The 23,817-nt window shown below is 71.8% G+C and carries 18 protein-coding genes; 8 read left to right on the top strand and 10 right to left on the bottom strand.

All coding sequences use genetic code 11. The annotated features are described in order from the left end of the window. Positions 1–13: 13 nt before the first annotated feature. Complete coding sequence (locus tag AB0I06_RS12390; RefSeq protein WP_363118707.1) at positions 14–976, bottom strand: metal ABC transporter substrate-binding protein; 963 nt, start codon at positions 974–976, stop codon at positions 14–16. A gap of 226 nt (positions 977–1,202) precedes the next feature. On the opposite strand from AB0I06_RS12390, the gene AB0I06_RS12385 reads away from it, so the two are divergent. Beyond that, positions 1,203–2,585 carry a glycine--tRNA ligase gene (locus AB0I06_RS12385; RefSeq protein WP_363118706.1) on the top strand — a complete coding sequence of 461 codons (1,383 nt, stop codon included), beginning with the start codon at positions 1,203–1,205 and terminating at the stop codon, positions 2,583–2,585. Positions 2,586–2,646: 61 nt separating this feature from the next. Here the strand turns inward: AB0I06_RS12385 and AB0I06_RS12380 are convergent, their stop codons facing one another. After that, positions 2,647–3,750, bottom strand: coding sequence for an endonuclease/exonuclease/phosphatase family protein (locus AB0I06_RS12380; RefSeq protein WP_363118705.1), 1,104 nt, complete (start codon positions 3,748–3,750; stop codon positions 2,647–2,649). Positions 3,751–3,961: 211 nt separating this feature from the next. On the opposite strand from AB0I06_RS12380, the gene AB0I06_RS12375 reads away from it, so the two are divergent. The 3 genes from AB0I06_RS12375 to AB0I06_RS12365 all read left to right on the top strand — a co-directional run bounded on the left by AB0I06_RS12375 (position 3,962) and on the right by AB0I06_RS12365 (position 6,327). Continuing rightward, complete coding sequence (locus AB0I06_RS12375) at positions 3,962–4,579, top strand: LysE family translocator (RefSeq protein WP_363118704.1); 618 nt, start codon at positions 3,962–3,964, stop codon at positions 4,577–4,579. A 111-nt stretch (positions 4,580–4,690) separates the two neighbouring features. Further along, complete coding sequence (locus AB0I06_RS12370) at positions 4,691–5,695, top strand: aldo/keto reductase (protein WP_363118703.1); 1,005 nt, start codon at positions 4,691–4,693, stop codon at positions 5,693–5,695. Positions 5,696–5,721: 26 nt separating this feature from the next. Further along, entirely contained in the window at positions 5,722–6,327 is a 606-nt protein-coding gene (locus AB0I06_RS12365) for a TetR family transcriptional regulator (RefSeq protein ID WP_363118702.1), read from the top strand. A gap of 16 nt (positions 6,328–6,343) precedes the next feature. Here AB0I06_RS12365 and AB0I06_RS12360 read toward each other — a convergent pair whose 3' ends face one another. Together AB0I06_RS12360 and AB0I06_RS12355 are read right to left on the bottom strand one after the other, a co-directional pair. Next, positions 6,344–6,550, bottom strand: coding sequence for a hypothetical protein (locus AB0I06_RS12360; RefSeq protein WP_363118701.1), 207 nt, complete (start codon positions 6,548–6,550; stop codon positions 6,344–6,346). A gap of 116 nt (positions 6,551–6,666) precedes the next feature. Then, positions 6,667–8,103 carry an MFS transporter gene (locus AB0I06_RS12355; RefSeq protein WP_363118700.1) on the bottom strand — a complete coding sequence of 479 codons (1,437 nt, stop codon included), beginning with the start codon at positions 8,101–8,103 and terminating at the stop codon, positions 6,667–6,669. Positions 8,104–8,205: 102 nt separating this feature from the next. On the opposite strand from AB0I06_RS12355, the gene AB0I06_RS12350 reads away from it, so the two are divergent. After that, on the top strand, positions 8,206–9,105 hold the full coding sequence (locus AB0I06_RS12350) for a helix-turn-helix domain-containing protein (RefSeq protein WP_363118699.1): 900 nt from the start codon (positions 8,206–8,208) through the stop codon (positions 9,103–9,105). 101 nt (positions 9,106–9,206) lie between these two features. On the opposite strand, the gene AB0I06_RS12345 is transcribed toward AB0I06_RS12350, so the two are convergent. Beyond that, on the bottom strand, positions 9,207–10,652 hold the full coding sequence (locus AB0I06_RS12345; protein WP_363118698.1) for an MFS transporter: 1,446 nt from the start codon (positions 10,650–10,652) through the stop codon (positions 9,207–9,209). Between the two features lie 78 nt (positions 10,653–10,730). Here AB0I06_RS12345 and dusB point away from each other — a divergent pair, with 78 nt between their 5' ends. Next, positions 10,731–11,864: a tRNA dihydrouridine synthase DusB gene (gene dusB, locus AB0I06_RS12340; protein ID WP_363118697.1), complete on the top strand. Its 1,134-nt coding sequence runs from the start codon at positions 10,731–10,733 to the stop codon at positions 11,862–11,864. Here dusB and AB0I06_RS12335 read toward each other — a convergent pair whose 3' ends face one another. From AB0I06_RS12335 to AB0I06_RS12325, 3 genes are all read right to left on the bottom strand, one after another. Beyond that, positions 11,865–13,541, bottom strand: coding sequence for a CDP-alcohol phosphatidyltransferase (locus tag AB0I06_RS12335; protein ID WP_363118912.1), 1,677 nt, complete (start codon positions 13,539–13,541; stop codon positions 11,865–11,867). Between the two features lie 287 nt (positions 13,542–13,828). After that, entirely contained in the window at positions 13,829–15,766 is a 1,938-nt protein-coding gene (locus AB0I06_RS12330) for a glycogen debranching N-terminal domain-containing protein (protein WP_363118696.1), read from the bottom strand. Further along, entirely contained in the window at positions 15,763–17,175 is a 1,413-nt protein-coding gene (locus AB0I06_RS12325; RefSeq protein ID WP_363118695.1) for a hypothetical protein, read from the bottom strand. The genes AB0I06_RS12330 and AB0I06_RS12325 overlap by 4 nt, the downstream gene beginning before the upstream one ends. 121 nt (positions 17,176–17,296) lie before the next feature. On the opposite strand from AB0I06_RS12325, the gene AB0I06_RS12320 reads away from it, so the two are divergent. Next, positions 17,297–18,523, top strand: a complete 1,227-nt coding sequence (locus tag AB0I06_RS12320; RefSeq protein ID WP_363118694.1) for an ROK family protein — start codon at positions 17,297–17,299, stop codon at positions 18,521–18,523. A 460-nt stretch (positions 18,524–18,983) separates the two neighbouring features. Continuing rightward, positions 18,984–21,677, top strand: a complete 2,694-nt coding sequence (gene ppdK / locus AB0I06_RS12315) for a pyruvate, phosphate dikinase (RefSeq protein WP_363118911.1) — start codon at positions 18,984–18,986, stop codon at positions 21,675–21,677. 120 nt (positions 21,678–21,797) lie between these two features. Here ppdK and AB0I06_RS12310 read toward each other — a convergent pair whose 3' ends face one another. Next, positions 21,798–22,316: an NUDIX hydrolase gene (locus AB0I06_RS12310; protein ID WP_363118693.1), complete on the bottom strand. Its 519-nt coding sequence runs from the start codon at positions 22,314–22,316 to the stop codon at positions 21,798–21,800. Positions 22,317–22,458: 142 nt separating this feature from the next. Next, the gene (locus AB0I06_RS12305) at positions 22,459–23,616 is read right to left on the bottom strand and encodes an alkaline phosphatase PhoX (RefSeq protein ID WP_363118692.1); all 1,158 of its coding nucleotides are present in this window, start codon (positions 23,614–23,616) and stop codon (positions 22,459–22,461) included. Between the last annotated feature and the right edge of the window lie 201 nt (positions 23,617–23,817).

The following is a 23,817-nucleotide window of genomic DNA, read 5'->3' as shown; positions in this document are numbered from 1 at the left end:
TCCGATGGGTCGGTCACTTGGCTCCCAGGGCCTTTCGCAGGGCCTTGAGGTTGGCTTCCATGACCTGGAAGTAGTCGTCACCGCGGGACCTGTCGGTGATGCCCTCCAGGGGATCGAGGACGTCCGTCCTCAGGTTCGCGTCGCGGGCGAGGGTCTTCGCGGTCTTGTCGGACACCAGTGTCTCGTAGAAGACGGTGGTGACGCCGTCGGCCTTGGCCTCCTGCTGGAGCTCCCGCACGCGGGCGGCGCTGGGCTCGCTGTCGGGTTCGATGCCGGAGATGGCCTCCTGGGTGAGGCCGTAGCGCTCGGCGAGGTAACCGAAGGCGGCGTGGTTGGTGAAGAAGACCTTGCTGCGGGTGTCCTTCAGGCCGTTCTCGAAGTCGGCGTTCAGGCCGTTGAGCTTCTTCACCAGGGCCGCGGTGTTCTTCTTGTAGTCGGCCGCGTGGTCCGGGTCGGCCTTCTCGAAGGCCTTGCCGACGCCCTGGGCGATCTCGGCGTACTTGACCGGGTCGAGCCAGACGTGCGGGTCGCGGCCGTGCTCGTCCTCCTCGGAGTGGCCCTCCTCGGAGTGGCCTTCCTCGCCCTCGTGGGTGTGGCCGCCGGTGCCGTGGTCCTCGAGGTGAGTCAGGGTGGCCGCGTCGATCTTCGTCTTGATGCCGGTCTGGCCGACGGCCTCGTCGACGGCGGGCTGGAGGCCCTTGAGGTAGAGCGCCGCGTCGGCCTCCTCCAGCTGCGCGCGCTGCTGGGTGCTGATCTCCAGGTCGTGCGGCTCCTGGCCGGGCTCGGTCAGACTGGTGACGTGGGCGTGGTCGCCGCCGATCTGCTCGGCGAGGAACGCCATCGGGTAGAACGACGCGACGACGTCGAACTTGTCCGTGTTGCCCGAGGCCGCGCTGTCGCTGGAGCAGGCGGTCAGGGCGCCCAGGCCGAGAGCGGAGGCCAGGGCGGCGGGTATGAGGCGTCGTCGTACGTTCATGACACTCATTTTCAACAAATATGGAAACCGTTGTCAACAAACCGTCTCATCGGGGCCTTGAGGGCCTAGGAGGGGGAGCGATTTGATTGAGGGGGCGCCCCCGCCGGTAACCTGAGTCATTCGCTGGAAGCAACTCGCTTCGCCCGCCCGCCGCCCGACCACCACCCCTCATCGAGGCGCTACGCGCCGCACCGTCAGTATCAGTCGTCGTAATGAAGAGAGCACCGTGGCCGCCGACAAGATCGACACCATCGTCAGCCTGAGCAAGCGCCGTGGCTTCGTATTCCCCTGTAGTGAGATCTACGGCGGCCAGCGCGCCGCTTGGGACTACGGCCCCCTCGGTGTCGAGCTCAAGGAGAACCTCAAGCGCCAGTGGTGGCGCTACATGGTGACGTCGCGCGAGGACGTCGTCGGTATCGACTCGTCCGTGATCCTGGCCCCCGAGGTCTGGGTCGCCTCCGGCCACGTCGCCACCTTCACGGACCCGCTGACCGAGTGCACCTCCTGCCACAAGCGGTTCCGCGCGGACCACCTGGAGGAGGCCTACGAGGCCAAGCACAAGCGCCTGCCGGAGAACGGCCTGGCCGACGTCAACTGCCCCAACTGCGGCAACAAGGGCCAGTTCACCGAGCCCAAGCAGTTCTCGGGCCTGCTGTCCACCCACCTCGGCCCGACCCAGGACTCCGGCTCCGTCGCCTACCTGCGTCCCGAGACCGCGCAGGGCATCTTCACCAACTTCTCGCAGGTGCAGACCACCTCGCGCCGCAAGCCGCCGTTCGGCATCGCCCAGATGGGCAAGTCCTTCCGCAACGAGATCACGCCCGGCAACTTCATCTTCCGCACCCGCGAGTTCGAGCAGATGGAGATGGAGTTCTTCGTCAAGCCGGGCGAGGACGAGAAGTGGCAGGAGTACTGGATGGAGCAGCGCTGGAACTGGTACACCGGCCTCGGCCTGCGCGAGGAGAACATGCGGTGGTACGAGCACCCGAAGGAGAAGCTCTCCCACTACTCCAAGCGCACCGCCGACATCGAGTACCGCTTCCAGTTCGGCGGCAGCGAGTGGGGTGAGCTGGAGGGCGTGGCCAACCGCACCGACTACGACCTCGGCGCCCACTCCAAGGCCTCCGGCCAGGACCTGACGTACTTCGACCAGGAGGCCGGCGAGCGCTGGACCCCCTACGTCATCGAGCCCGCGGCCGGTGTCGGCCGCGCGATGCTGGCGTTCCTCCTGGACGCCTACGTCGAGGACGAGGCGCCCAACGCCAAGGGCAAGCTGGAGAAGCGCACCGTGCTGCGCCTGGACCACCGCCTCGCCCCGGTGAAGGTCGCGGTCCTGCCGCTGTCCCGCAACCCGGAGCTGTCCCCGAAGGCCAAGGGTCTCGCCCAGGCGCTCCGCCAGAACTGGAACATCGAGTTCGACGACGCCGGCGCCATCGGCCGCCGCTACCGCCGTCAGGACGAGATCGGCACGCCGTTCTGCGTGACCGTCGACTTCGACACGCTCGAGGACAACGCGGTCACCGTCCGCGAGCGCGACTCGATGAAGCAGGAGCGCGTCTCCCTCGACCAGATCGAGGGCTACCTGGCGGCCCGCCTGGTCGGCTGCTGACCGCCTCTTTCCGCGTCACGGTGCCGGGTTCCTCCACGGAGGGGCCCGGCACCGCCGCGTTTCACAGGTCCAGGTCGACGTAGACGGCCGCGTGGTCCGAGGCGCGGTTCCACTTCGAGGTGACGGTGTCGAAGGACTTGATGGTCGACGGCGCCCAGACGCCCCGCCGTTCCACCTCCACGTGCTGCACCTGCTCCCACAGCGGCGGCGGCAGCAGGATGTAGTCGAGCTTCTGGCTCTCGGAGGTGCCCGTGCCGTGGGTGCCCGGGGCGCCCCGGTAGGACGGGTGACTCATCACGTCCCGCAGGCCCGTGCCCAGCAGCGCCCCGATCGCCTCGCTGGACGGCTCGTCGTTGAGGTCACCGGCGACCACGACGTACGGGGAACGCTCCAGCGCGGCCTGGTAGATCGACGCCACCCGCCGGGCCTGGGCGAGGCGCAGTTCCGGGTCGTCGCCGCTCTGGCTCTTGAGGTGGTTGCCCAGCAGCCACAGCGGCGTGCTGCCGAGCTGGATCTCGTACTCGGGGCAGTCCCGGCTGAACAGCAGCTCGCCCGGCCGGTCCGGGTCCGGGTCGAAGACGTGCGACCGCAGGGACGTGATCGGGTGGCGGCTGAGGACGCCCACGTCGATGCCCCGCGGGTCGTTGCCGTCGATCACCATGTCGTACGGGTAGGGCGTCTTCTTCAGGTCGGCGCCCAGCACCTGGTCGTTGAAGCGGCGCAGGGTCGTGCGGTCCTCCACCTCCACCGTGAGCAGGATGTCGGCGTCGATCTCGGCGATCACCCGGCCGGTGTTGTGCACGGCCTCCCAGTCGAGGGCGTCACGGACCAGCTCCACCCAGCCCGTCCACCCCGAGCGGCCCTTGGCCACGATCTCGAAGGTGACGTGTTCGCCGCCGCCCTTCGTCTTGAAGAGCGTGCCCTGGCCGCGTGTCTCGTTGACGAAGAACGGCCTGTCCCCGCGCGAGTCGTGTACCCGGTGCTTCTTCAGCAGAGCGGCGATGCGGGTCTTGGTGTCGTCGTCGTAGGTCTCCTTCTCCAGCAGGGAGACCAGCTCGGCGTGGTCGTCGAGGACCTCGCGGCGCTGCTTGTCGCCCGGGAGACGGAAGACAGCGGGGCGGCGGAAGAGGTTCTCCGTGTTGAAGGTGGCGATACGGATCGTCATGGCGCGCTCCCTCGGGCGGCGCGGAGTTCCGCGCGACCGGTGGGCGGGCGCCGCCGGGAGACCGCTCACCGGCACTTTCCATTGTCCGAGCCGGTGTGAACGGTGTCGAACCGTGGGGCTCCTGCGGCCGCTGGGATACGGGGGATTGGCCCTTGAGCGCCGGGGCCGAGTGGCCCTGTTCCCGGGCCGGGGGGCACGCCAGGGTGACGGCATGAGCATCGCGTTCCTGCTGACCACCCTGGTCGTCGTCGCCACGCCGGGCACCGGCGTCGTCTACACCCTCGCCGCCGCGCTCTCCCGGGGGCGCCGCGCGAGTGTCGTCGCGGCCGTCGGCTGCACGCTGGGGATCGTGCCGCATCTGCTGGCCACGGTCACCGGCGTCGCCGCGCTGCTGCACGCGAGCGCCACCGCGTTCCAGGTGCTGAAGTACGCGGGGGTCGCCTACCTGCTGTACATGGCGTGGGCGACCGTGCGGGACAAGGAGGCGCTCGTGGTGGAGGAGCGCGGGAAGGCCCCGGAGGTGTCCGCGCGCCGGGTGATCGTGCGCGGGGTGCTGATCAACATCCTCAACCCGAAGCTGACGATCTTCTTCTTCGCGTTCCTGCCGCAGTTCGTCAGCCCGGGGGAGCCGCACGCGGTGCTGCGGATGGCGGGGCTGGGCGGCGTCTTCATGCTGGCGACCTTCGTGGTGTTCGCCGCGTACGGGGTGCTGGCCGCCTCGGTCCGACGGCACGTCGTGGGCCGCCCGGGGGTGATGGCCTGGCTGCGGCGGGGCTTCGCGGGCTCGTTCGTGGCGCTGGGCGCGAAGCTGGCGTTCACGGCGCGGTAGCCGCCGACCGTCAGCCCGGCCGGCGGACGGGGCGGGTGCGGGGGAGTGGGTGCTGACAAGTATCGAAGGACAGATATTGAAATCTGTCAGCTGTCATGGCATGCTGGGGGCATGACGATGCGCACCCGCTCCCTCGGAACCACCGGCCCCCAGGTCTCCGCCCTCGGCCTCGGCTGCATGGGCATGTCCGCGCTGTACGGCGAGGCGGACCGGGCCGAATCCGTCGCGACCCTCCACGCGGCGCTCGAAGCAGGCGTCACCCTGCTCGACACCGGCGACTTCTACGGCATGGGTCACAACGAGATGCTGATCGGCGAGGCCTTGCGCTCCGCCCCCGCGGCCCTGCGCGAACAGGCCCGTGTCAGCGTGAAGTTCGGCGCCCTGCGCGGCCCGGACGGCAGCTGGCTGGGCTACGACGGCCGGCCCGCCGCCGTGAAGAACTTCGCCGCCTACTCCCTCCAGCGGCTCGGCGTGGACCACATCGACGTCTACCGCATCGCCCGTCTCGACCCGGACGTGCCGATCGAGGAGACGGTCGGCGCCACGGCGGAGCTCGTCGAGAAGGGCTACGTACGGCACATCGGCCTGAGCGAGGTCGGCGCCGAGACCATCCGCAGGGCCGCCGCCACGGCCCCCGTCTGCGACCTCCAGATCGAGTACTCCCTCATATCCCGCGGCATCGAGGACGAGATCCTGCCCACCACCCGCGAGCTGGGCATCGGCGTCACGGCGTACGGGGTGCTCTCCCGGGGCCTGATCTCCGGCCATTTCACCGCCGACCGGCAGCTCGGCCCGGGCGACTTCCGGGCGATGTCGCCGCGCTTCCAGGGCGACAACCTCCGGCACAACCTCGACCTCGTCGAGGCGCTGCGGAAGATCGCCGAGCAGAAGGGCGTCACCGTCGCCCAGATCGCCATCGCCTGGGTGCTCTCCCGTGGCGAGGACATCGTGCCCCTGGTCGGCGCCCGTCGCCGCGACCGGCTCTCGGAGGCGCTCGGCGCACTGGACGTGACGCTGGAGCCCGCCGACCTGGCCGCGATCGAGGCGGCCGTACCGGCCGGTGCCGCCGCCGGTGACCGCTACCCGGCGGCCCAGATGGCGCACCTCGAGAGCTGAAGCGGGATCCGGGTACGGTCAGGGGCATGGCACCGACCAGCGAGACACTGACCGCCGAGCGCATCCTCGAAGCCACCGAGGAGGTGCTGCGCCGGCACGGCCCGGCCAAGGCCACGGTGGTGGACGTGGCCCGGGCGCTCGGCGTCAGCCACGGCAGCGTCTACCGCCACTTCCGGACGAAGGCGGCGCTGCGCGAGGCCGTCACCAAGCGCTGGCTGGACCGCACGTCCGGGGAGCTGTCCGGGATCGCCGCCGCGGACCGCGTCCCGGAGGCCCGGCTGCGGGACTGGCTCGCCGCGCTGTTCGCCGCCAAGCGCCGCAAGGCGGGGGAGGACCCGGAGCTGTTCGCCACCTACATGGTCCTCACCGACGAGAGCGGCTCGGCGGTGGGCGAGCACATCACCGACCTGGAGTCCCAGCTGACCCGCATCATCCAGGCCGGCGTGGAGAACGGCGACTTCGCCGCCACCGACCCGGAGGCCTCGGCCCGCGCGGTCTTCCAGGCCACGGGCCGCTTCCATGACCCCCGCTACGCCAGGGAGTGGGACGAGCCGGAAACCGAAACCGACTTCACGGCCGTCGTCGACCTGCTGGTGCAGGGACTGCGGCGCGATCCACACGGCACGACCTAGCCCGGGCACCCCGCCCCTACGCCGCCGTCGGGTCCACCGTGGCCTGGTGCGCCTCCAGCAGGTGCTCCTGCGCCTTCAGCCAGGGCAGGAACTGGGCGCCTCTGTGCCAGCCGCAGGTGTCGCATCTGAGCGTGCGCTGCACGCCCGTGCGTTCCACCCGCACCACATGCTCCCGGCCGTGCTGGTCCCACCGGCTGACCTTGCTCGTGTCGATCTGTGTCATGACCCCTCCCGCGTCTGGGACGTCCGGCGTTCCGGTCCGCCCGCAGCAAGGAGTGTGCGGCAGGACCGACATCAACAGGGTTTCCCCGCACGCCGGTTGTCAGGCCGTCAGAGGGCTCAGGCGACGGTACGGGGCAGCCGCAGGCTCAGCAGGCCGGTCAGCACGACACCGCCGAGCTGCACCAGCAGGGTCGTGACCAGGGCGTCCCGCATGCCCAGCCGCGGGACCAGGGACAGGAACAGCGTGCCCAGGGTCGCCACCCCGAGCGCCAGGGCCGACTGCTGGGTGGTGATCATCACACCGCTGCCGACGCCGGCGCGCACGGGCGGCACTTCGGAGAGGACGACCCGGTAGATGACGGGGAGTTGCAGCGCCTGGCCCGCCCCGGCGACCGCCGCGCCCGGGAGCAGTTCGACGAAGCCCAGGTGCGGCCAGAACCGCCAGGCCGCCAGTGCCATCAGGGCCAGCCCCACGCCCTGGAGGACGGCACCCGCAGTCACCACCCGGGTGCCGTACCGGGCGACCAGGCGCGGCCCCAGCAGCGAGAACACGAAGAACACCACCGCGAGCGGGGCGAGCGCCAGGCCCGCGGCGACCGGATCGAGTCCCGCGCCCTGCTGCAACGCCACCGCGATCACGAACATGAAGCCGCTGAAGCCGATGGAGAACGGCAGCACCAGCAGCAGCCCGCGCCGCAGCGAGGTGAGCGCGAACAGGCTCGGCGGCACCAGCGGCGTACGGCCCGCGCGGTCGGCGCGGCGCTCCACCGCGTAGAACGCCGCCGTCACGAAGGGGAACGCCGCCAGCGACAGCCGCGTCCACAGCGGCCAGCCCGCCGCCCGGCCCTCGGTGAGCGGCACGAGCAGGGTGAGCAGGGAGGCCGCGAGGAGGAACGTGCCCGGGACGTCGACGGGCTCCGGGCGCGGCGAGCGGGTCTCGGGGACGGCACGGACGGCCAGCACCAGCCCGGCGAGCACCACCGGCACGTTGACCAGGAACACCGAACGCCAGCCGGTCCCCGCGATGTCCGCGGCCACCAGCACCCCGCCCAGGATCTGCCCGGCGACCATGGCCAGCCCCGCGGTCGCCCCGTACAGGCCCATGGCCTTCGCCCGCCGGGGTTCGGTCGTGGTCGCCTGGATGGTGGCGAGCACCTGCGGCAGCATCGCGGCGGCCGACGCGCCCTGCGCGACCCGGGCCGCGACCAGCGACCAGGCGCCGGGGGCCAGTCCGCAGGCCAGTGACGTCAGCCCGAAGGCGGCCATGCCGGCCAGGAACAGCCGCCGCCGCCCGAACAGGTCGCCGAGCCGGCCCCCGAGGACCAGCAGGACGGCGTACGACACCCCGTACCCGGCGACGACGAGTTCGAGGACCGACTCGCTCGCGGCGAGGTCGGTGCCGATGGTGGGCAGTGCGACATTGACGATGAAGAAGTCGATGAGAGGCAGGGCCGCGGCCAGCAGCACGGTGAACAGCCCGAGCGCGCCGAGCGAGGGGGAGGCCGCCGCGGCGGGCGGACGTACAGGACGGGAGGCAAGGGATTCGGTGGTCACGTTCCCGAGCCTGCGGTGTCGCTCAGGCTGGTACCAGAGTGTTCTTATCCTGGTAGCGGAAGCACCTGGAAACAGGGTCCGGACCACGGCAGGCTGGAGCCCATGACGACCCTCGCGCAGGAGACGACGCGGCGCACCTCCGGGGCGCCCGGGGACGCGGAGATCCGCCGGCACGAGCTCGCGGCGTTCCTGCGCAGCCGCCGGGAGCGGATCGCCCCCGAGCAGGTCGGACTGCCCAGGGGCCGCCGGCGGCGCACGCCGGGGCTGCGCCGCGAGGAGGTCGCCCAGCTCTCCGCGGTGGGCGTCACCTGGTACACGTGGCTGGAGCAGGCCCGTGACATCCAGGTCTCCGTCCAGGTCCTGGACGCGCTGGCCCGGGCGCTGCTGCTCGACCCGAGCGAGCGCGCCCACCTCTTCCGGCTGGCCGGGGCGGCGGATCCGACCCCGGCGACCACGTGCCCGTCGGTCACGCCGGCGATGCGGGCGGTGCTGGAGCAGGTCGAGCCGTTCCCGGCGTGCCTGCAGAACAGCCGGTACGACATCCTCGCCCACAACCGCACGTACGGGCTGCTGCTGTGCGACCTGGACACGGTGCCGCCCGAGGACCGCAACTGCATCCTGCTGTCCTACACGCACGCCGAGTGGCAGTCGTCGATCGTGCACCTGGAGGAGACCCAGCGCCTCATGGCCGCCCGCTTCCGCGCCACGATGGCGGGGCATCTCGCCGAGCCCGCCTGGACGATGCTCCTGGAGCGCCTGTGCAAGGAGTCCGCCGTGTTCCGCGCGGCGTGGGACCGCCACGAGGTGGTGGCCCACCGCACCAAGCGCAAGGAGTTCCGCAACCGCCACGTGGGCCGCATCACCGTCGACCACACGGACCTGTGGCTGACCCCGGGGACGGGCCCGAGGATCGTGACGTACGTACCGGCGGACCCGGAGTCCCGGGAACGGCTGGAGCGGCTCCAGCAGATCGCCGTGCGGCGGGCCACGGCCACGGTGTAGCGAGGGCGGCTTGGCCCGGTCCCTCAAGTCCCTCAGGGTGCGGGTGCGCGGCGAACGGCACCCGGTCCCACGCGAGCGACCAGGTCCCGTCCCGGCGAGGCTCAGCCGTTCGTCCCGACCGTCTGCCGTACCTCCGGCGACTCCAGGCTCCGCGCGGCCCGTTCGGCGGTTTCCCGGGCCCACCGGCCGTTCGTCACCGCTCCCAGGGCCAGCACCGCGAAGCCGCACGCCGCGAGGATCCACCAGCCGGGCCGTGCCGCGGACACGAACGTGTCGCGGTACGAGGAGGAGCCGACGCCCGAGGCGAGGACCGAGCCCAGCACGGCCACCCCCAGGGTCTGGCCCAGCTGCCGGCTGGTCGAGGCGACCGCGGCGGCCACGCCCGCCTGGGCGCGCGGCATGCCCGAGACCGCCGTGTTGGTGATGGGCGCGTTGACGAACCCGAAGCCGATGCCGAACAGGACGTACCCGGCGAAGAGCGTGACGTCGGAGGTCTCGGCCTCGAAGGCGGCGAAGAGGACGCCGCTCGCCGTCATCGCGCAGCCCGCGATCAGCAGCGGCGGACGCGGGCCGCGCGCCCCCACCAGGCGGCCCGACAGCGGGGCGCACAGGAACGTCGGGACCGCCATCGGCAGCATCCACAGACCCGCCTCCAGGGCGGTCAGGCCGCGCACGTTCTGCAGGTACAGCGTGGACAGGAACAGGAAGCCGCCCAGCGCCGCGAACGCGCTGATCGCGATGACCGTCGCGCCGCTGAACGGCGCCGAGCGGAAGAAGCGCAGGTCGATCAGCGGTTCCTCGCGGCGCGGCTCGTACAGCAGCAGTCCCGTCAGGGCGGCCAGGGCGACGACGACCAGCGGCGCCAGGGACCCCAGGGAGGTGCTCGGCGCCTCGATGATCGCGTAGGTGAGCGAGCCGAACAGCGCGATCACCAGCACCTGCCCGACGGGGTCGGGGCGACGGGCCCGCGGTGCGCGTGACTCGGGGACGAAGCGCAGCGTGAGCAGCAGGGCCGCCAGGCCCACCGGCAGGTTGATCCAGAAGATGGAGCGCCAGCCGACCGAGTCGACCAGGAGACCTCCGACGAGGGGGCCCGCGGCCATCGAGATGCCGACGACGGCGCCCCAGGCGCCGATCGCCCGGGCCCGCTCGCGCGGGTCCGTGAACGTGTTGGTGATGATCGACATGGCGACCGGGTTGAGCATCGAACCGCCCACCGCCTGCACCATCCGGAACGCGACCAGCGCCTGGAGGTTCGGCGCGAGGGAGCACAGGACCGAGCCGAGGGTGAAGACGACCAGGCCCGCCATGAAGACCCGCTTGCGCCCGATCCGGTCGGCCGTGGATCCGGCGAGCATCAGCAGCGAGGCCAGGACGAGGGTGTACGCGTCGATCGTCCACTGAAGGCCCGACGTACTGGCGTGCAGGTCCTGCTGCATGGAGGGCAGGGCCACGTTCAGGACCGTGTTGTCGAGGCTCACGATCAGCAGGCTCATGCAGCAGATCGCGAGCACCAGCATGCGGCGGCGGTGACTGAGCTCGGGCATGCGCTCCATCGTACGCCGATTTCGATAGTGTGGTTAACTAACGAATTTTGCCATCTCATTGCACGGCACAATGGAGGCATGTCCACGCCCCTGCAGATCGGCCCGCACACCGTCCAGCCGCCCGTCGTCCTGGCCCCCATGGCCGGGATCACCAACGCGCCCTTCCGCACCCTGTGCCGGGAGTTCAGCGGGGGCAAGGGCCTGTTCGTCAGCGAGATGATCACCACCAGGGCGCTGGTCGAGCGCAACGAGAAGACCATGCAGCTCATCCACTTCGACGCCAGTGAGCGGCCCCGGTCGATCCAGCTGTACGGGGTGGACCCGGCGACCGTCGGCAAGGCCGTTCGCATGATCGCGGAGGAGGACCTCGCCGACCACATCGACCTGAACTTCGGCTGCCCGGTGCCGAAGGTCACCCGCAAGGGCGGTGGCTCCGCGCTGCCGTACAAGCGGAACCTGCTGCGGGCCATCCTGCGCGAGGCCGTCAGCGGCGCCGGGGACCTGCCGGTGACGATGAAGATGCGCAAGGGCATCGACGACGATCACATCACCTTCCTGGACGCCGGCCGGATCGCCGTCGAGGAGGGCGTCACCGCCATCGCCCTGCACGGCCGCACCGCCGCCCAGCACTACGGCGGCACCGCCGACTGGGAGGCCATCGCCCGGCTGAAGGAGCACGTGCCGGAGATCCCCGTGCTCGGCAACGGCGACATCTGGTCGGCCGAGGACGCCCTGCGGATGGTGCGCGAGACCGGCTGCGACGGCGTGGTCGTGGGCCGTGGCTGCCTGGGGCGGCCCTGGCTCTTCGCCGACCTGGTCGCCGCCTTCGAGGGCCGCACCGAGGACATCGCCCGGCCCGCGCTGCGCGAGGTCGCCGACGTCATGGTCCGGCACGCCACCCTGCTCGGCGAGTGGATCGGCGACGAGGCCCGGGGCGTGATCGACTTCCGCAAGCACGTCGCCTGGTACCTCAAGGGCTTCGCGGTCGGCTCCGAGATGCGAAAGCGCCTCGCGATCACCTCGTCCCTGGAGGAACTGCGCTCCGGTCTGGACGAACTGGACCTCGACCAGCCCTGGCCCACCGGCGCCGACGGGCCCCGGGGCCGCACCTCCGGCAACAACCGCGTGGTGCTGCCGGACGGCTGGCTGAAGGACCCCTACGACTGCGCCGGCGTCGGCGAGGACGCCGAACTGGACACCTCGGGCGGCTGATCAGCCCGTGGAGGGGTGCGGTGTGGAGCCGAACGCCTTCAGGAAGCGGTCGCGGAAGGAGCTCATCTTCCACACCGGCGCGTCGCGGTCCGGTTTCAGGCCCTCCGTCCAGTTCCAGTCGGCGACCTTGTCCAGGACCTTCGGGTCCTTCGCGACGATCGACACCGGCACGTCCCGGCTCGCGCCGTTCCCGCTGACCCGGGCGATGGGCTGGTGGTCGCCGAGGAAGACCAGGACGGTGTCGTCGGTGCCGTAGCGCTCCAGCCACTGGGTGAGGCCGGTGACCGAGTACTGGACGGACTTTCCGTACTCCTCACGGGACTTGGTGGTGTCGGTGATGACGTCCGACGCCTTGTTGCCGGCCTTCTGGATCGCGTCGAAGACCGAGCCGTCGCCGAGTTCGTCCCAGCCGACCATCTTCGGGATGGGCGCCCAGGGCTGGTGGCTGGAGGTCAGGATGACGAACGACATCAGCGGCTTGTCCCGCTTCTTCCCGTGCACCCGGCGCTGGAACGCCTCCAGCGCGTACTGGTCGGGCATGGTCGACCAGCTGAACTTCGGCCCCCGGTAGCCCAGGTCGAAGGCGTCGTACAGCTTGTCCAGGCCGTACCACTTCTCCTCCGGCCAGCCCTTCTGCACGCCCGGCATGACGCCGACCGTGTCCCAGGCGCCGGTCTTCTGGAAGGCCTTGGTGAGGGTGAGGTGGTCGCCGGCGCTGACCGTGCGGTAGCGCCGCTGGTTGTCGATCCACAGGCCGGACATGGTCGTGGAGTGGCCGAGCCAGCTGCTGCCGCCGTACGTCGCCGAGGTCAGCCAGCCGCTGCGGGCGGCGAAACCGGCCTTCTCCAGGGCCTTGGTGCTGGTGTCCAGGGTCCGGCCGACGCCGGGTGCCATGACCGGGTCCTCGATCGCGCTGCGGCCGTAGCTCTCGATGAACGTGAAGATCACGTCCTTGCCGCGCAGGTCCGGCAGCAGTTCGGCGGGCGGGGTGTCGCCGAAGGAGTCCGCCCTCGACTGCTTCACGAACGCCGCCTCGTCGCGCAGCGACTCCACCGTCCGCTGCGCGTGCGCCTTGAGCGCCCCGGCACCGCGCTCGGAGGCGATCGGACCGCCGGACAGCGTCAGGCCCAGCGCGGAGCAGGTGACCCAGACGGTGCCGGCGATCAGGGCGCCCTTGGTCGCCCGCACCCGGTGGCGGGCCAGTACGTTCGCGAGCCGGACCGACGCCGCGACCATCACGGCCGCCACCAGCAGCACGAGCACCACCGCGCCGACGGCGACCGCGGTCGCGACGCCCTCGCCCAGCGTGTCCCGGACGTACGCCTGGGCGTCCGGCAGCAGGTCCCAGTCGAGCGCCGCGTTGAAGCCCCGCCCCAGGTACTCGTTGAACCCCATGTCGAGCAGGTTCACCGTGGTCAGCACGGTGAGCCCGAGCCCGTACAGCACCGCCGCGAGCAGCCGGGGCCGGCGCGGCAGCGCGAGCACGACGACGGCCCCGAGGACCGCCTCGGCCGGGATCCGCGCGAAGGCGACCGCTCGCAGGGCGGGCAGGGTGTTGGGCAGCAGCAGGGCCCCGAGGACCAGGGTGGCGGCGAGGGCGGTGGTGGTCAGGCGCAGCGCGCGGGCCGCCCGGGGACGACGGGTGCGCCAGGTGCGCCGACCACGGGTGGGGCGCACCCCGGCATCGGCGCTCTCCGCTACCACGCGCGCCGCGGCGGCCCCGGCCCCGCCGCCGCGCTCCGGATCCTCCGCCCCGGCCCCGGACGTGCCGCCGTCCGGCCGCGACGACTGGTGGAAGCGTGTGAAGACAGGCACCCGGAGGTCCTTCCGTGCGGAACCGGTACGTGGCGGACCCGGGTGGGGGTCCGGGTCCGTCGCCGTTCCGTACGGGGTGTCCCGCCGGTGCGTTCAGCCCGCCGGGCCGGCGCTCGGCAAACACCCGGCAAACCCCGGCCGGCCGGCCCTCAGACCACGCCGACCGCCGTCAGCAGCGCCAACGGGGCGGAGGCCGACCGGGATTCACGCACACACGCGTGCGGGTACGGCACCGGCTCCGGGTGGGTGTCGCGACCGTAACCCGCGAGGACCTCCGGGAGCCGCTGGCCGGTCGCGCCCGCCGCGTCGACCAGGCCGCGGGCGATCGCGCGGGCCTCGTCGTGCAGTCCGTAGCGGGCCAGGCCCAGGGCGATCAGCGCGTTGTCGTGCGGCCAGACCGAGCCGCGGTGGCAGGAGAGCGGGTGGTAGGCGGGCTGTCCGGCCGCCAGGGTGCGCACGCCCCAGCCGGAGAAGAAGTCCGGTTCGAGCAGCCGCCGTCCGACGAGTTCGCCGTACTCCTTGTCCAGCAGGCCCGACCACAGCAGGTGCCCGGCGTCCGAGGCGAGGGCGTCGACCTGCCCGCCCCGGCCGTCGAGCGCGAGGGCCGGGAAGGAGTGCTCGGACATCCAGAAGTCCCGCTGGAAACGGTCGCGCAGGTCGCCGGCCGTCTGCTCCAGCAGGTGGGCGTACGTGGTGTCCTGCCAGACCGTGCGGGCGAGGCCCGCCGTGCGGCGCAGGGCGTCGTAGGCGTAGCCCTGGGCGCCCGCGGCCGTCACCGGCCCGTGCGGGCGGGTGCCCTCGGCGGAGCAGATGGCGCCGGGGGAGTCCTTCCAGTTCTGGTTGGCGAGACCGCCCCGGTCGGCCCGGTGGACGAGGTAGCCGCGCGAAGTGAGGCCGCCGTGGTCGAGCATCCAGGTGACGGCGGCCCGGGCGTGCGGTTCGAGGCGGCGGGCCAGGGCGGTGTCGCCGGTGTGCTCGGTGTACGCGCCGAGCAGCACGAGGAAGAGCGGGGTGGCGTCGACCGAGCCGTAGTAACGGCCGAAGGGGACCTGGCCGAAGTGGGCCAGTTCGCCGTGCCGTACCTCGTGCACGATCTTGCCCGGCTGGGCGATCCCGTCGTCGCCGCTCCCGGTGGCCTGCGTCGCGGCGAGCGCGGGCAGGGTGGCGGCGGCCAGGTCCGGCCGGTAGGGCAGGGCGAACAGCGAGGTCAGCAGGGCGTCCCGGCCCAGCAGGGTGAGGAACCAGGGGGCGCCGGCGGCCGGGACGCGCACCTCCTCGCCGTCGGGGCCCGTCGCCGGGATCCGCAGGGCGGCGAGGTCGGCGAGCCCCCGGGTGCAGGCGGCGGTCAGCTCGGGCCAGCCGCTGGGGAAGGCCACGCCCCGGATGAACTCCTCCTCATGGGCGCGGACCTGGGCTCGGACGGCGGCGGGGGAGCGGGGGACGCGCAGGGCGCGCCGGTCACCGTGCGGGCGGGCCACGACCCGCAGGGTCAGCTCGGCGGTGCCGTGCGGCGCGAGGTCCAGGGTCCAGGACAGTCGGCGGGCGCCGGTGCCGGTCTCCTCCACGGCGTCCGGCCGGGGGTCGGCCGTCACGGTCGTGACGGAACACCAGGCACCGCGCCGGTAGCCGAACTCCACCCCGTGGCTCAGCACCTGGCGGGTGCGCACGGCGCCGGGCTTGGTGTAGGTGCGGTGGTCGGAGCGCAGCTCGAACTGGTCGGTGAAGTCGGCGTCGGCGGTGAGCGCGAGGTGGACCGTCGTCGGCACCGGGCGATTGCTGGTGACGCGCAGCGACTCCACGAACGAGGAGTCCCCGACGGCCTGTTCGCGGAAGAGCGTGTACGCGGGCGGCTCGTCACGGCCGCCGCGCGGGACGAGCACACAGCGCGCGGTGTCCCCGTCGGCCACCGGTGTGAGTGTCTCGGGCACCGCCCCGTCGACGGTGAGCTGCCACCGGCTCAGATGCCGGGCGTCCCGGACGAACATGCCGTCCGGGGCGCTGCCGCCCCGGTAGCCGCTGATGTCGCCGCGGTCGCCGACGGCGGCGAACGTCCGGCCGTGCACGAGCAGATGATGCCGGTCGGTCATCCTCGGTCCCCTCCCTTGGTCGCCGTGAGGCCGTTCCCGCCCCGTGCGGGCCGGTCGTGCAGCAGGTCGAGCGTGAGCGCGGCGGTCCAGCCGAAGCCGGTGACGCCGCAGGGCTGTGCCGTGTACGGGTCGACGTACTCCGCGAAGCCGGAGGTGCCGGCGGTGTGCAGCATGCCTCTGCGCAGGGCGTCGGCCCGGCCCCGCTCGCCGTGCAGCCGCAGTCCGCGCTCCAGCAGCCAGTTGGTGTTGAACCAGGCCGGCCCGCGCCAGTAGCGGTGCGGGTCGAAGGCCTCACCGAGCAGGTCGTAGCTCGGGACCAGGCGGGTCGTGCCGCCGAGACCGAAGTGCGGCCCGCACGCCGTGCGGACCAGGGTGGCCGCGAGGCCGGGCGGCAGGGCCGGCAGCAGCAGCGGGACGAGTCCGGAGACACCGCGCTCGGGGATCGCCTCCCCGGCGCGCACGTCCCGGCACAGGAACAGGCCCGCCGCCGGATCCCACAGCCGCTCCACCAGAGCCGCCGTCAGACGCTCCCCGCGGGCCCGGCGCGCCGTGCCCGCCACGCCGAGCTCGTCGGCGATGTCGGCCAGGGCGTACTCGGAGGCGATGAGCAGCGCGTTGAACGCCGGGTCCTCCACGGCGAACTCGCCCATCGTGTCGGCGTATCCGCGGTCCCGGTAGTCGGCCGCCAGCCGTACGTACCGTCCGTAGTCCAGATCCGTCGGCCGGTCCTCGGGGACGCCGTGGTCGAGGTCGGCGCGGCGGAAGGAGCGGGCCGGAGCCGGAGCGACCCGGGACAGCGGGCGGTCCCAGCAGGGGCTGTTGTCCATACCCTGTTCCCAGGGGTGCACGACGGACACCAGCCCGCCTCCGCCGAGGTCGCGCCGGCGCAGCAGGTAGCCGTGCCAGGCGGCCAGCCGGGGGTACACCCGGGTGAGGAACCCGCGTGCCCTGGACAGGCCCGGGTCGGCGAGGTGCACCAGCCACGCGGCCAGCGCGTGCACCGGTGGCTGCACGATCCCGGAGGTCTGTACGGTGCGCGGGGCGCCGGCCGCGCGCCCCGCCGCCGACGAGCGCCAGAAGTCGGGGCTCGGGAAGTACGCGTCGAGGGGGACGGAGGGGTTGAAGACGATGTGCGGGATCCGCCCGTCCGTCCACTGGGCCGCCAGCAGCGTCTCCAGCTCCGTCTGGGCCCGTAACGGCGACAGGTGCCTCAGGCCGATGGCGATGAACGCCGAGTCCCACGACCACTGGTGGGGATACAGACGGCGCGAGGGCACGGTGGACGTGCCCGTCCAGTTGCCCTCCAGCACGTGCGCGGCCCTGACGTGCAGGGAAGGCGGCGCGACGGCCGGATCGTATGCGGTCTCGCGCCCCGCGGGACGCGTGGTGAGCTGGGCGATGCGATCCACTCGGGGCTCTCCCAAAGACGTACTCCTGACCAGGATCGGCAGGGGCTACCGTAGGGTTACGTCTATTTAACACGCAAAACTCAATATGTAATGCAAGGTTGGGAAACACAAGGGGGTGTGCATGACCGGACAGCCCGGGAGAACCGGACGAGGCACGGGTCAGGCGAGCGCCGGCGATCTGCTCGAACTGGTGCGCAGTCGCCGCGCCGTGACCCGGGGTGCGCTGCAACAGGCGACCGGCCTGTCCCGGGCCACGGTCGGTCAGCGGCTGGACCGGCTCTTCCGCGCGGGCTGGCTGCGCGAGGGCGCCGGGGGGCCGGTGGACTCCCCGCTGGGCGGACGGCCCTCCATCACCCTGGAGTTCGACGACGAGCACGCGGTGGTCCTCGCCGCCGACCTCGACACCCGGCACGCCCGGGCGGCGGTGCTGTCGCTGAGCGGCGAGATCCTCGCCGAGCACTCCGGCATCCTGGCGGTCGAGGACGGCCCGGACCTCGTGCTCGGCGAACTCGGGCGGTGGTGCGCCGAGTTGCTGGAGAAGACCGGACGCGGCGCCGAGGCCGTCTGCGGGATCGGGCTCGCGGTGCCCGGCCCGGTCGACACCGGGACCGGCCGTGTCGTCCAGCCGCCGATCATGCCCGGCTGGGACGGCTACGACATACGGAGCCGGCTGGCCCGGGCGCTCGGCGAGCACGCGGGCACCGCCGAGGTGCCGGTTCTGGTCGACAACGACGCCAACCTCATGGCCTACGGCGAACAGCGCGCCGGCTACCCCGACTGCTCGGCCTTCGTGCTGGTGAAGGTCTCCACCGGCATCGGCGCCGGGGTCGTGGTGGACGGCTCGGTGTTCCGGGGCATCGACGGCGGCGCAGGCGACATCGGGCACATCCGGGTTCCGGAGGGCGCCGGGGCGCTGTGCCGGTGCGGTTCCTACGGCTGTCTGGCCGCCGTCGCGAGCGGTGGCGCGGTGGCGAGGCGGCTGGCGGAGGCCGGGGTGCCCGCGGCCTCCGGGTCGGACGTGCGCGACCTGCTCGCGGCCGGGCACCCGGAGGCGGTGGGGCTCGCCCGGGAGGCGGGGCGCCGGGTCGGGGACGTCCTGGCGACCGTCGTGACCCTGCTCAACCCGGGCGTGCTGATGATCGCCGGGGATCTGGCCGGAACTCCCTTCCTGACGGGCGTGCGGGAACTGCTGTACCAGCGGGCGCTGCCCCGCTCCACCGCCCACCTCGACGTGGTCACCGCGCGGCTGGGTGAGCGGGCCGCGCTGGTGGGAGCCGGTGCGATGGTCGTCGAGCACCTCTACGCGCCCGAGCGGGCCGAGGAGCGGCTGCGCGCGCTCGGGGTGTGACGTCCACGTTTCGGTCCCGGGACGCGTCCGCATGGTGAAATTCCGTCGGCTGTGGCAGCGTGATTCTCGCCACCCCTGATAAGGGTTGCGCTCAGATGAGCGGATCATGAGCGACTGCACTTCTCCAAAGGGTGGCACTGAGTGCCACCCTTTGATCGTTCATCGAGCGAAATCAAATGGGCGGAAACCCTGCTCACATGAGCATCCAGCCGGGGTTGGGGAGGCTCTTGCGTTCAAGAAGTGAAAACATGCGCTCGCGATCGCTTGCCGTGCCTTGACTTTCGATCCGCTGGCGGGCGAGTGGTTACAGGCGCATGACGCACGAGTGGACGTACCCAGAAGCCTTTGATCTGGGTATGTTCCTCGCCGTCAGGGCAGCCACCGCGTCCTCGAGGAGTCGAGACCCGTGTCGGAAAACAAAGATCCCCACGTAGCTGAGCACGGCACCAGCGTTGAGGGCGTGAAGTTCGTCTACGACTTCACCGAGGGCAACAAGGACCTCAAGGACCTCCTCGGTGGCAAGGGCGCGAACCTCGCCGAGATGACCAACCTGGGCCTTCCGGTTCCTCCCGGCTTCACGATCACCACCGAGGCCTGCAAGGTCTACCTGGACAGCGGTGAGGAACCGGCGGCACTGCGTGACGAGGTGAGTGCACACCTCGACGCGCTCGAGGCCCGCATGGGCAAGAAGCTCGGCCAGGCCGACGACCCGCTGCTGGTGTCGGTGCGCTCGGGCGCCAAGTTCTCCATGCCCGGCATGATGGACACCGTCCTCAACATCGGCCTGTCCGACAAGTCGGTGCAGGGCCTGGCCAAGCAGGCCGGCGACGACCGCTTCGCGTGGGACTCCTACCGCCGCCTCATCCAGATGTTCGGCAAGACCGTCCTGGGCGTCGACGGCGAGCTGTTCGAGGACGCGCTGGACGCGGCCAAGGCGGCCAAGAAGGTCACGGTCGACACCGAGCTGGAGGCCGCCGACCTCAAGAAGCTCGTCACCAAGTTCAAGAAGATCGTCAAGACCGAGGCCGGCCGGGACTTCCCGCAGGACCCGCGCGAGCAGATGGACCTCGCCATCCACGCGGTCTTCGACTCCTGGAACACCGACCGGGCCAAGCTCTACCGCCGCCAGGAGCGCATCCCGCACGACCTGGGCACGGCCGTCAACGTCTGCTCCATGGTCTTCGGCAACCTCGGCCCCGACTCCGGCACCGGCGTCGCCTTCACCCGCGACCCCGCCTCCGGCCACCAGGGCGTCTACGGCGACTACCTCCAGAACGCCCAGGGCGAGGACGTCGTCGCCGGCATCCGCAACACCGTGCCGCTCGCCGAGCTGGAGTCGATCGACAAGAAGTCGTACGACCAGCTCATGCAGATCATGGAGACGCTGGAGAACCACTACAAGGATCTCTGCGACATCGAGTTCACCATCGAGCGCGGTGTGCTGTGGATGCTCCAGACCCGCGTCGGCAAGCGCACCGCGGGCGCGGCCTTCCGCATCGCCACCCAGCTGGTGGACCAGGGTCTGATCGACGAGGCCGAGGCGCTCACCCGCGTCAACGGCGCCCAGCTCGCGCAGCTGATGTTCCCGCGCTTCGACGAGGACGCGAAGGTCCAGCAGGTCGGCCGCGGCATCGCCGCCTCCCCGGGCGCGGCCGTCGGCAAGGCCGTCTTCGACTCCTACACGGCCGTGAAGTGGTCCCGCTCCGGCGAGAAGGTCATCCTGATCCGCCGGGAGACCAACCCCGACGACCTGGACGGCATGATCGCCGCCGAGGGCATCCTCACCTCCCGCGGCGGCAAGACCTCCCACGCGGCCGTCGTCGCCCGCGGCATGGGCAAGACCTGTGTCTGCGGCGCGGAGGAGCTGGAGGTCGACACCAAGCGCCGCCGGATGACCGTCCCCGGCGGGCACGTCGTCGAGGAGGGCGACGTCGTCTCCATCGACGGCTCCTCCGGCAAGGTCTACCTCGGTGAGGTTCCGGTCGTGCCGTCGCCGGTCGTGGAGTACTTCGAGGGCCGGATGCACCCGGGCGCCGACGACGCCGACGAACTCGTCGAGGCCGTCCACCGCATGATGGCCTTCGCCGACCGCAAGCGGCGGCTGCGCGTGCGCGCCAACGCCGACAACGCCGAGGACGCGCTGCGCGCCCGCCGCTTCGGCGCCCAGGGCATCGGCCTGTGCCGCACCGAGCACATGTTCCTCGGCGACCGGCGTGAGCTGGTGGAACGGCTGATCCTGGCCGACACGGACGCCGAGCGCGAGGAGTCCCTCAAGCAGCTGCTCCCGCTGCAGAAGCAGGACTTCGTCCAGCTCTTCGAGTCGATGGACGGCCTCCCGGTCACCATCCGCCTGCTCGACCCGCCGCTGCACGAGTTCCTGCCGGACATCACGGAGCTCTCGGTCCGCGTGGCCCTGGCGGAGTCCCGCCAGGAACCGCACGAGAACGAGCTGCGCCTGCTCCAGGCCGTGCACCGGCTGCACGAGCAGAACCCGATGCTGGGTCTGCGCGGTGTGCGTCTCGGCCTGGTCATCCCCGGCCTGTTCACCATGCAGGTCCGCGCGATCGCCGAGGCCGCGGCCGAGCGCAAGGCCGCCAAGGGCGACCCGCGAGCCGAGATCATGATCCCGCTGGTGGGCACGGTCCAGGAGCTGGAGATCGTCCGCGAGGAGGCCGACCAGGTCATCGCCGAGGTCGAGGCGGCCTCCGGCGCGCAGCTGAAGCTGTCCATCGGCACGATGATCGAGCTGCCGCGCGCCGCGCTCACCGCCGGTCAGATCGCCGAGGCCGCGCAGTTCTTCTCCTTCGGCACCAACGACCTCACCCAGACGGTGTGGGGCTTCTCCCGGGACGACGTGGAGGCGAGCTTCTTCACCGCGTACCTGGAGAAGGGCATCTTCGGTGTCTCCCCGTTCGAGACGATCGACAAGGACGGTGTCGGCTCGCTGGTGAAGCTGGCCGCCAAGGCCGGCCGTGAGACCCGTCCCGACCTCAAGCTCGGTGTCTGCGGTGAGCACGGCGGCGACCCGGAGTCGGTCCACTTCTTCCACGAGGTCGGACTCGACTACGTCTCCTGCTCGCCGTTCCGCATCCCGGTGGCCCGTCTGGAGGCGGGCCGGGCGGCGGTGCAGTCCCAGGGCAGCGATCACCGGTAGGCCGGGCACGGAACCCGGAGCCGCCGAGGTCCCCGACCCTCACCGATCGCGGCGGCTCCGGCTCACGAAGGAGCGCGGGAGCGGCACCTTGTGCGGAGGTGCGGCTCCCGCGCTGCCGTGTCACCGGGGCAGGCCCTCCCGCAGGCACACGGGGGTACCGGTCCTCGCCGCCGTCAGGAGCGCGGCGAGGGTGGACAGCCGGGTGGCCAGCGGCGTGGATTCCAGGTCGGGCAGGGCGAAGAAGCCGTGCCGGTCGTGTTCCGAGCTGCGCAGGACGGGCTGCCCGGCCGGGAGCCGGCCACCGTGGAAGTAGAAGTCGATCACCGGCCCGGTGTCCAGCACGTCGGCTCGGTGGTCGTACCCGATGAACCGCAGGTCCCCTTCGAGGGCGATGCCGGTCTCCTCGTGCAGCTCCCGGCGTGCGGCGCCGACGGGGTCCTCGCCCGGGTCGAGCATGCCGCCCGGCAGCCCCCACAGCCCCGCGGCGGGCTGCCCCCCGGCGTAGCGCAGCAGCAGGATCCGGTCCTCGGCGTCGAGCAGCAGGACGCAGGACGCGACGATGGTCTGCGGCAGTGTCTTGACCCACTCGGCGCGGGGCAGCACCCGGGGCGCGTCGGGGGCGGGCACGGTCGTGTCCACGGTGGAGTTCCTTCCGTCGGCCGGACAGCCCGGACGGGCTGCCCGAACGGTGGAACGGCCGGACCCGCCGATGGTCACCGGCGCGTCGGGGCTCAGGTGTCGCAGGCGACCCCGTCGCGCCCGTGAAAACCGGGCCGGGTGGTTACGAGCGGAACGGGCCCGTCACCTCGTAGGTGATGCCGCCCGAGGACGAGCCGCTGGTGCCGCGCTGGCTGGAGAAGTAGAGGCGGGTGCCGTCCGGGGAGAAGGCCGGGCCGGTGATCTCCGAGGCGGACTGGCCGTCGACGCGGAGGAAGGGGGCCACGACGTCGTCCGGGGTGATGACGCAGATCTCCATGGTGCCGCCGTCCTCGGCGACGAAGAGGTCGCCGGAGGCGGAGCCGGTGATGTTGTCCACGCCGGTGAGCGGGGCCGTTCCGCCGGTGACGAGGGAGTCGTCGTAGGCGAGTTCGATGGTCTGGGCGGCGGCGTCGTACTGCCAGACGCGGTTGTCGCCCTTGGTCGTGAACCAACAGGTGTCGTTCGCGTAGTGGCAGCCCTCGCCGCCGTTGAAGCGCTTGGCGCCGAAGACCTGGTCGCGGGTGGCCGTCGCGCCCGTGGGGTCGGGGACGCGGGACCAGGTGACCGGGCCGCTGGTGCCGCTGCCCGCCACCATGACCTCCAGCGTGCCGGAGGACAGGTCACCCCAGGTCGTCGGCCGGAAGCGGTAGAAGCAGCCGTCCGTGACGTCCTCCGTCAGGTAGACGACCTTGCGGACCGGGTCGGCCGCGGCCGCCTCGTGCTTGAAGCGGCCCATCGCGTCACGGCGTACCGCCGCCTTCACGCCCCACGGATCCGTCTCGTAGACGTAGCCCCGGTCCACCTCCTCGCAGGACAGCCAGGTGTTCCATGGCGTCTTGCCGCCCGCGCAGTTCTGCCGGGTGTTCGACAGGACGCGGTACGCGCCCGTGATCGCCCCGGTCGCCGAGAATTTCACCGCGCTCGCGCCGCCCGAGGGGTTGATCTCGGAGTTGGAGACATAGATCCAGCCGGTGCCGTCGGCGTAACAGGCGCCGCCGTCGGGGGCGTTGTGCCAGGTGTACGAGGTGCTCCCGACCCGCTGTCCGGACCGGGCGACGACCCGGCTCGTGAAGCCGCCGGGGAGTCTGATGCCGTTGGCGTCGGGGGAACCCAGCGGACCGTAGGGGCCGGTGCCGGGCTGGGCCGGGGCCGCGTACGCGGCACCGCGCCACAGGGTTCCGCCCAGAGCGGCCGATGTGCCGCCGAGGACGGCCGCACGCAGGAGGCTACGACGTTCCACACTCACTCCAGAGGTGCCGTACCGCCCCGCCGCCGGTCGACGGCAGGGGTCGTGCGGGGGAGAAGGGGGAGGCGGAAAGGACGCTAAGGGCGCGGGGTTGACGGAGCATGGACAACCCGTGGCCATGGGGCGGCACGCTGTGTGCGGCTGGGCGGCTGGGCCGAATGGAGACGCCGGGCCCGCCGGAGCCCGCCGGGACAT

This window comes from Streptomyces sp. NPDC050674, from assembly GCF_040654575.1.
In the GTDB taxonomy this organism is placed as follows: Bacteria; Actinomycetota; Actinomycetes; order Streptomycetales; family Streptomycetaceae; genus Streptomyces.
This window is presented reverse-complemented; position numbering and strand designations above follow the sequence as displayed.

What these genes read in the sequence shown, in the direction of transcription:
- AB0I06_RS12365 (WP_363118702.1), top strand. Translation starts at nt 5,722, where the DNA reads ATGGCACCGACCAGCGAGACACTGACCGCCGAGCGCATCCTCGAAGCC.
- AB0I06_RS12390 (WP_363118707.1), bottom strand. Translation starts at nt 976, where the DNA reads ATGAACGTACGACGACGCCTCATACCCGCCGCCCTGGCCTCCGCTCTC.
- AB0I06_RS12360 (WP_363118701.1), bottom strand. Translation starts at nt 6,550, where the DNA reads ATGACACAGATCGACACGAGCAAGGTCAGCCGGTGGGACCAGCACGGC.
- AB0I06_RS12320 (WP_363118694.1), top strand. Translation starts at nt 17,297, where the DNA reads ATGACCGGACAGCCCGGGAGAACCGGACGAGGCACGGGTCAGGCGAGC.
- AB0I06_RS12345 (WP_363118698.1), bottom strand. Translation starts at nt 10,652, where the DNA reads ATGCCCGAGCTCAGTCACCGCCGCCGCATGCTGGTGCTCGCGATCTGC.
- dusB (WP_363118697.1), top strand. Translation starts at nt 10,731, where the DNA reads ATGTCCACGCCCCTGCAGATCGGCCCGCACACCGTCCAGCCGCCCGTC.
- AB0I06_RS12330 (WP_363118696.1), bottom strand. Translation starts at nt 15,766, where the DNA reads ATGACCGACCGGCATCATCTGCTCGTGCACGGCCGGACGTTCGCCGCC.
- AB0I06_RS12370 (WP_363118703.1), top strand. Translation starts at nt 4,691, where the DNA reads ATGACGATGCGCACCCGCTCCCTCGGAACCACCGGCCCCCAGGTCTCC.
- AB0I06_RS12350 (WP_363118699.1), top strand. Translation starts at nt 8,206, where the DNA reads ATGACGACCCTCGCGCAGGAGACGACGCGGCGCACCTCCGGGGCGCCC.
- AB0I06_RS12380 (WP_363118705.1), bottom strand. Translation starts at nt 3,750, where the DNA reads ATGACGATCCGTATCGCCACCTTCAACACGGAGAACCTCTTCCGCCGC.
- AB0I06_RS12375 (WP_363118704.1), top strand. Translation starts at nt 3,962, where the DNA reads ATGAGCATCGCGTTCCTGCTGACCACCCTGGTCGTCGTCGCCACGCCG.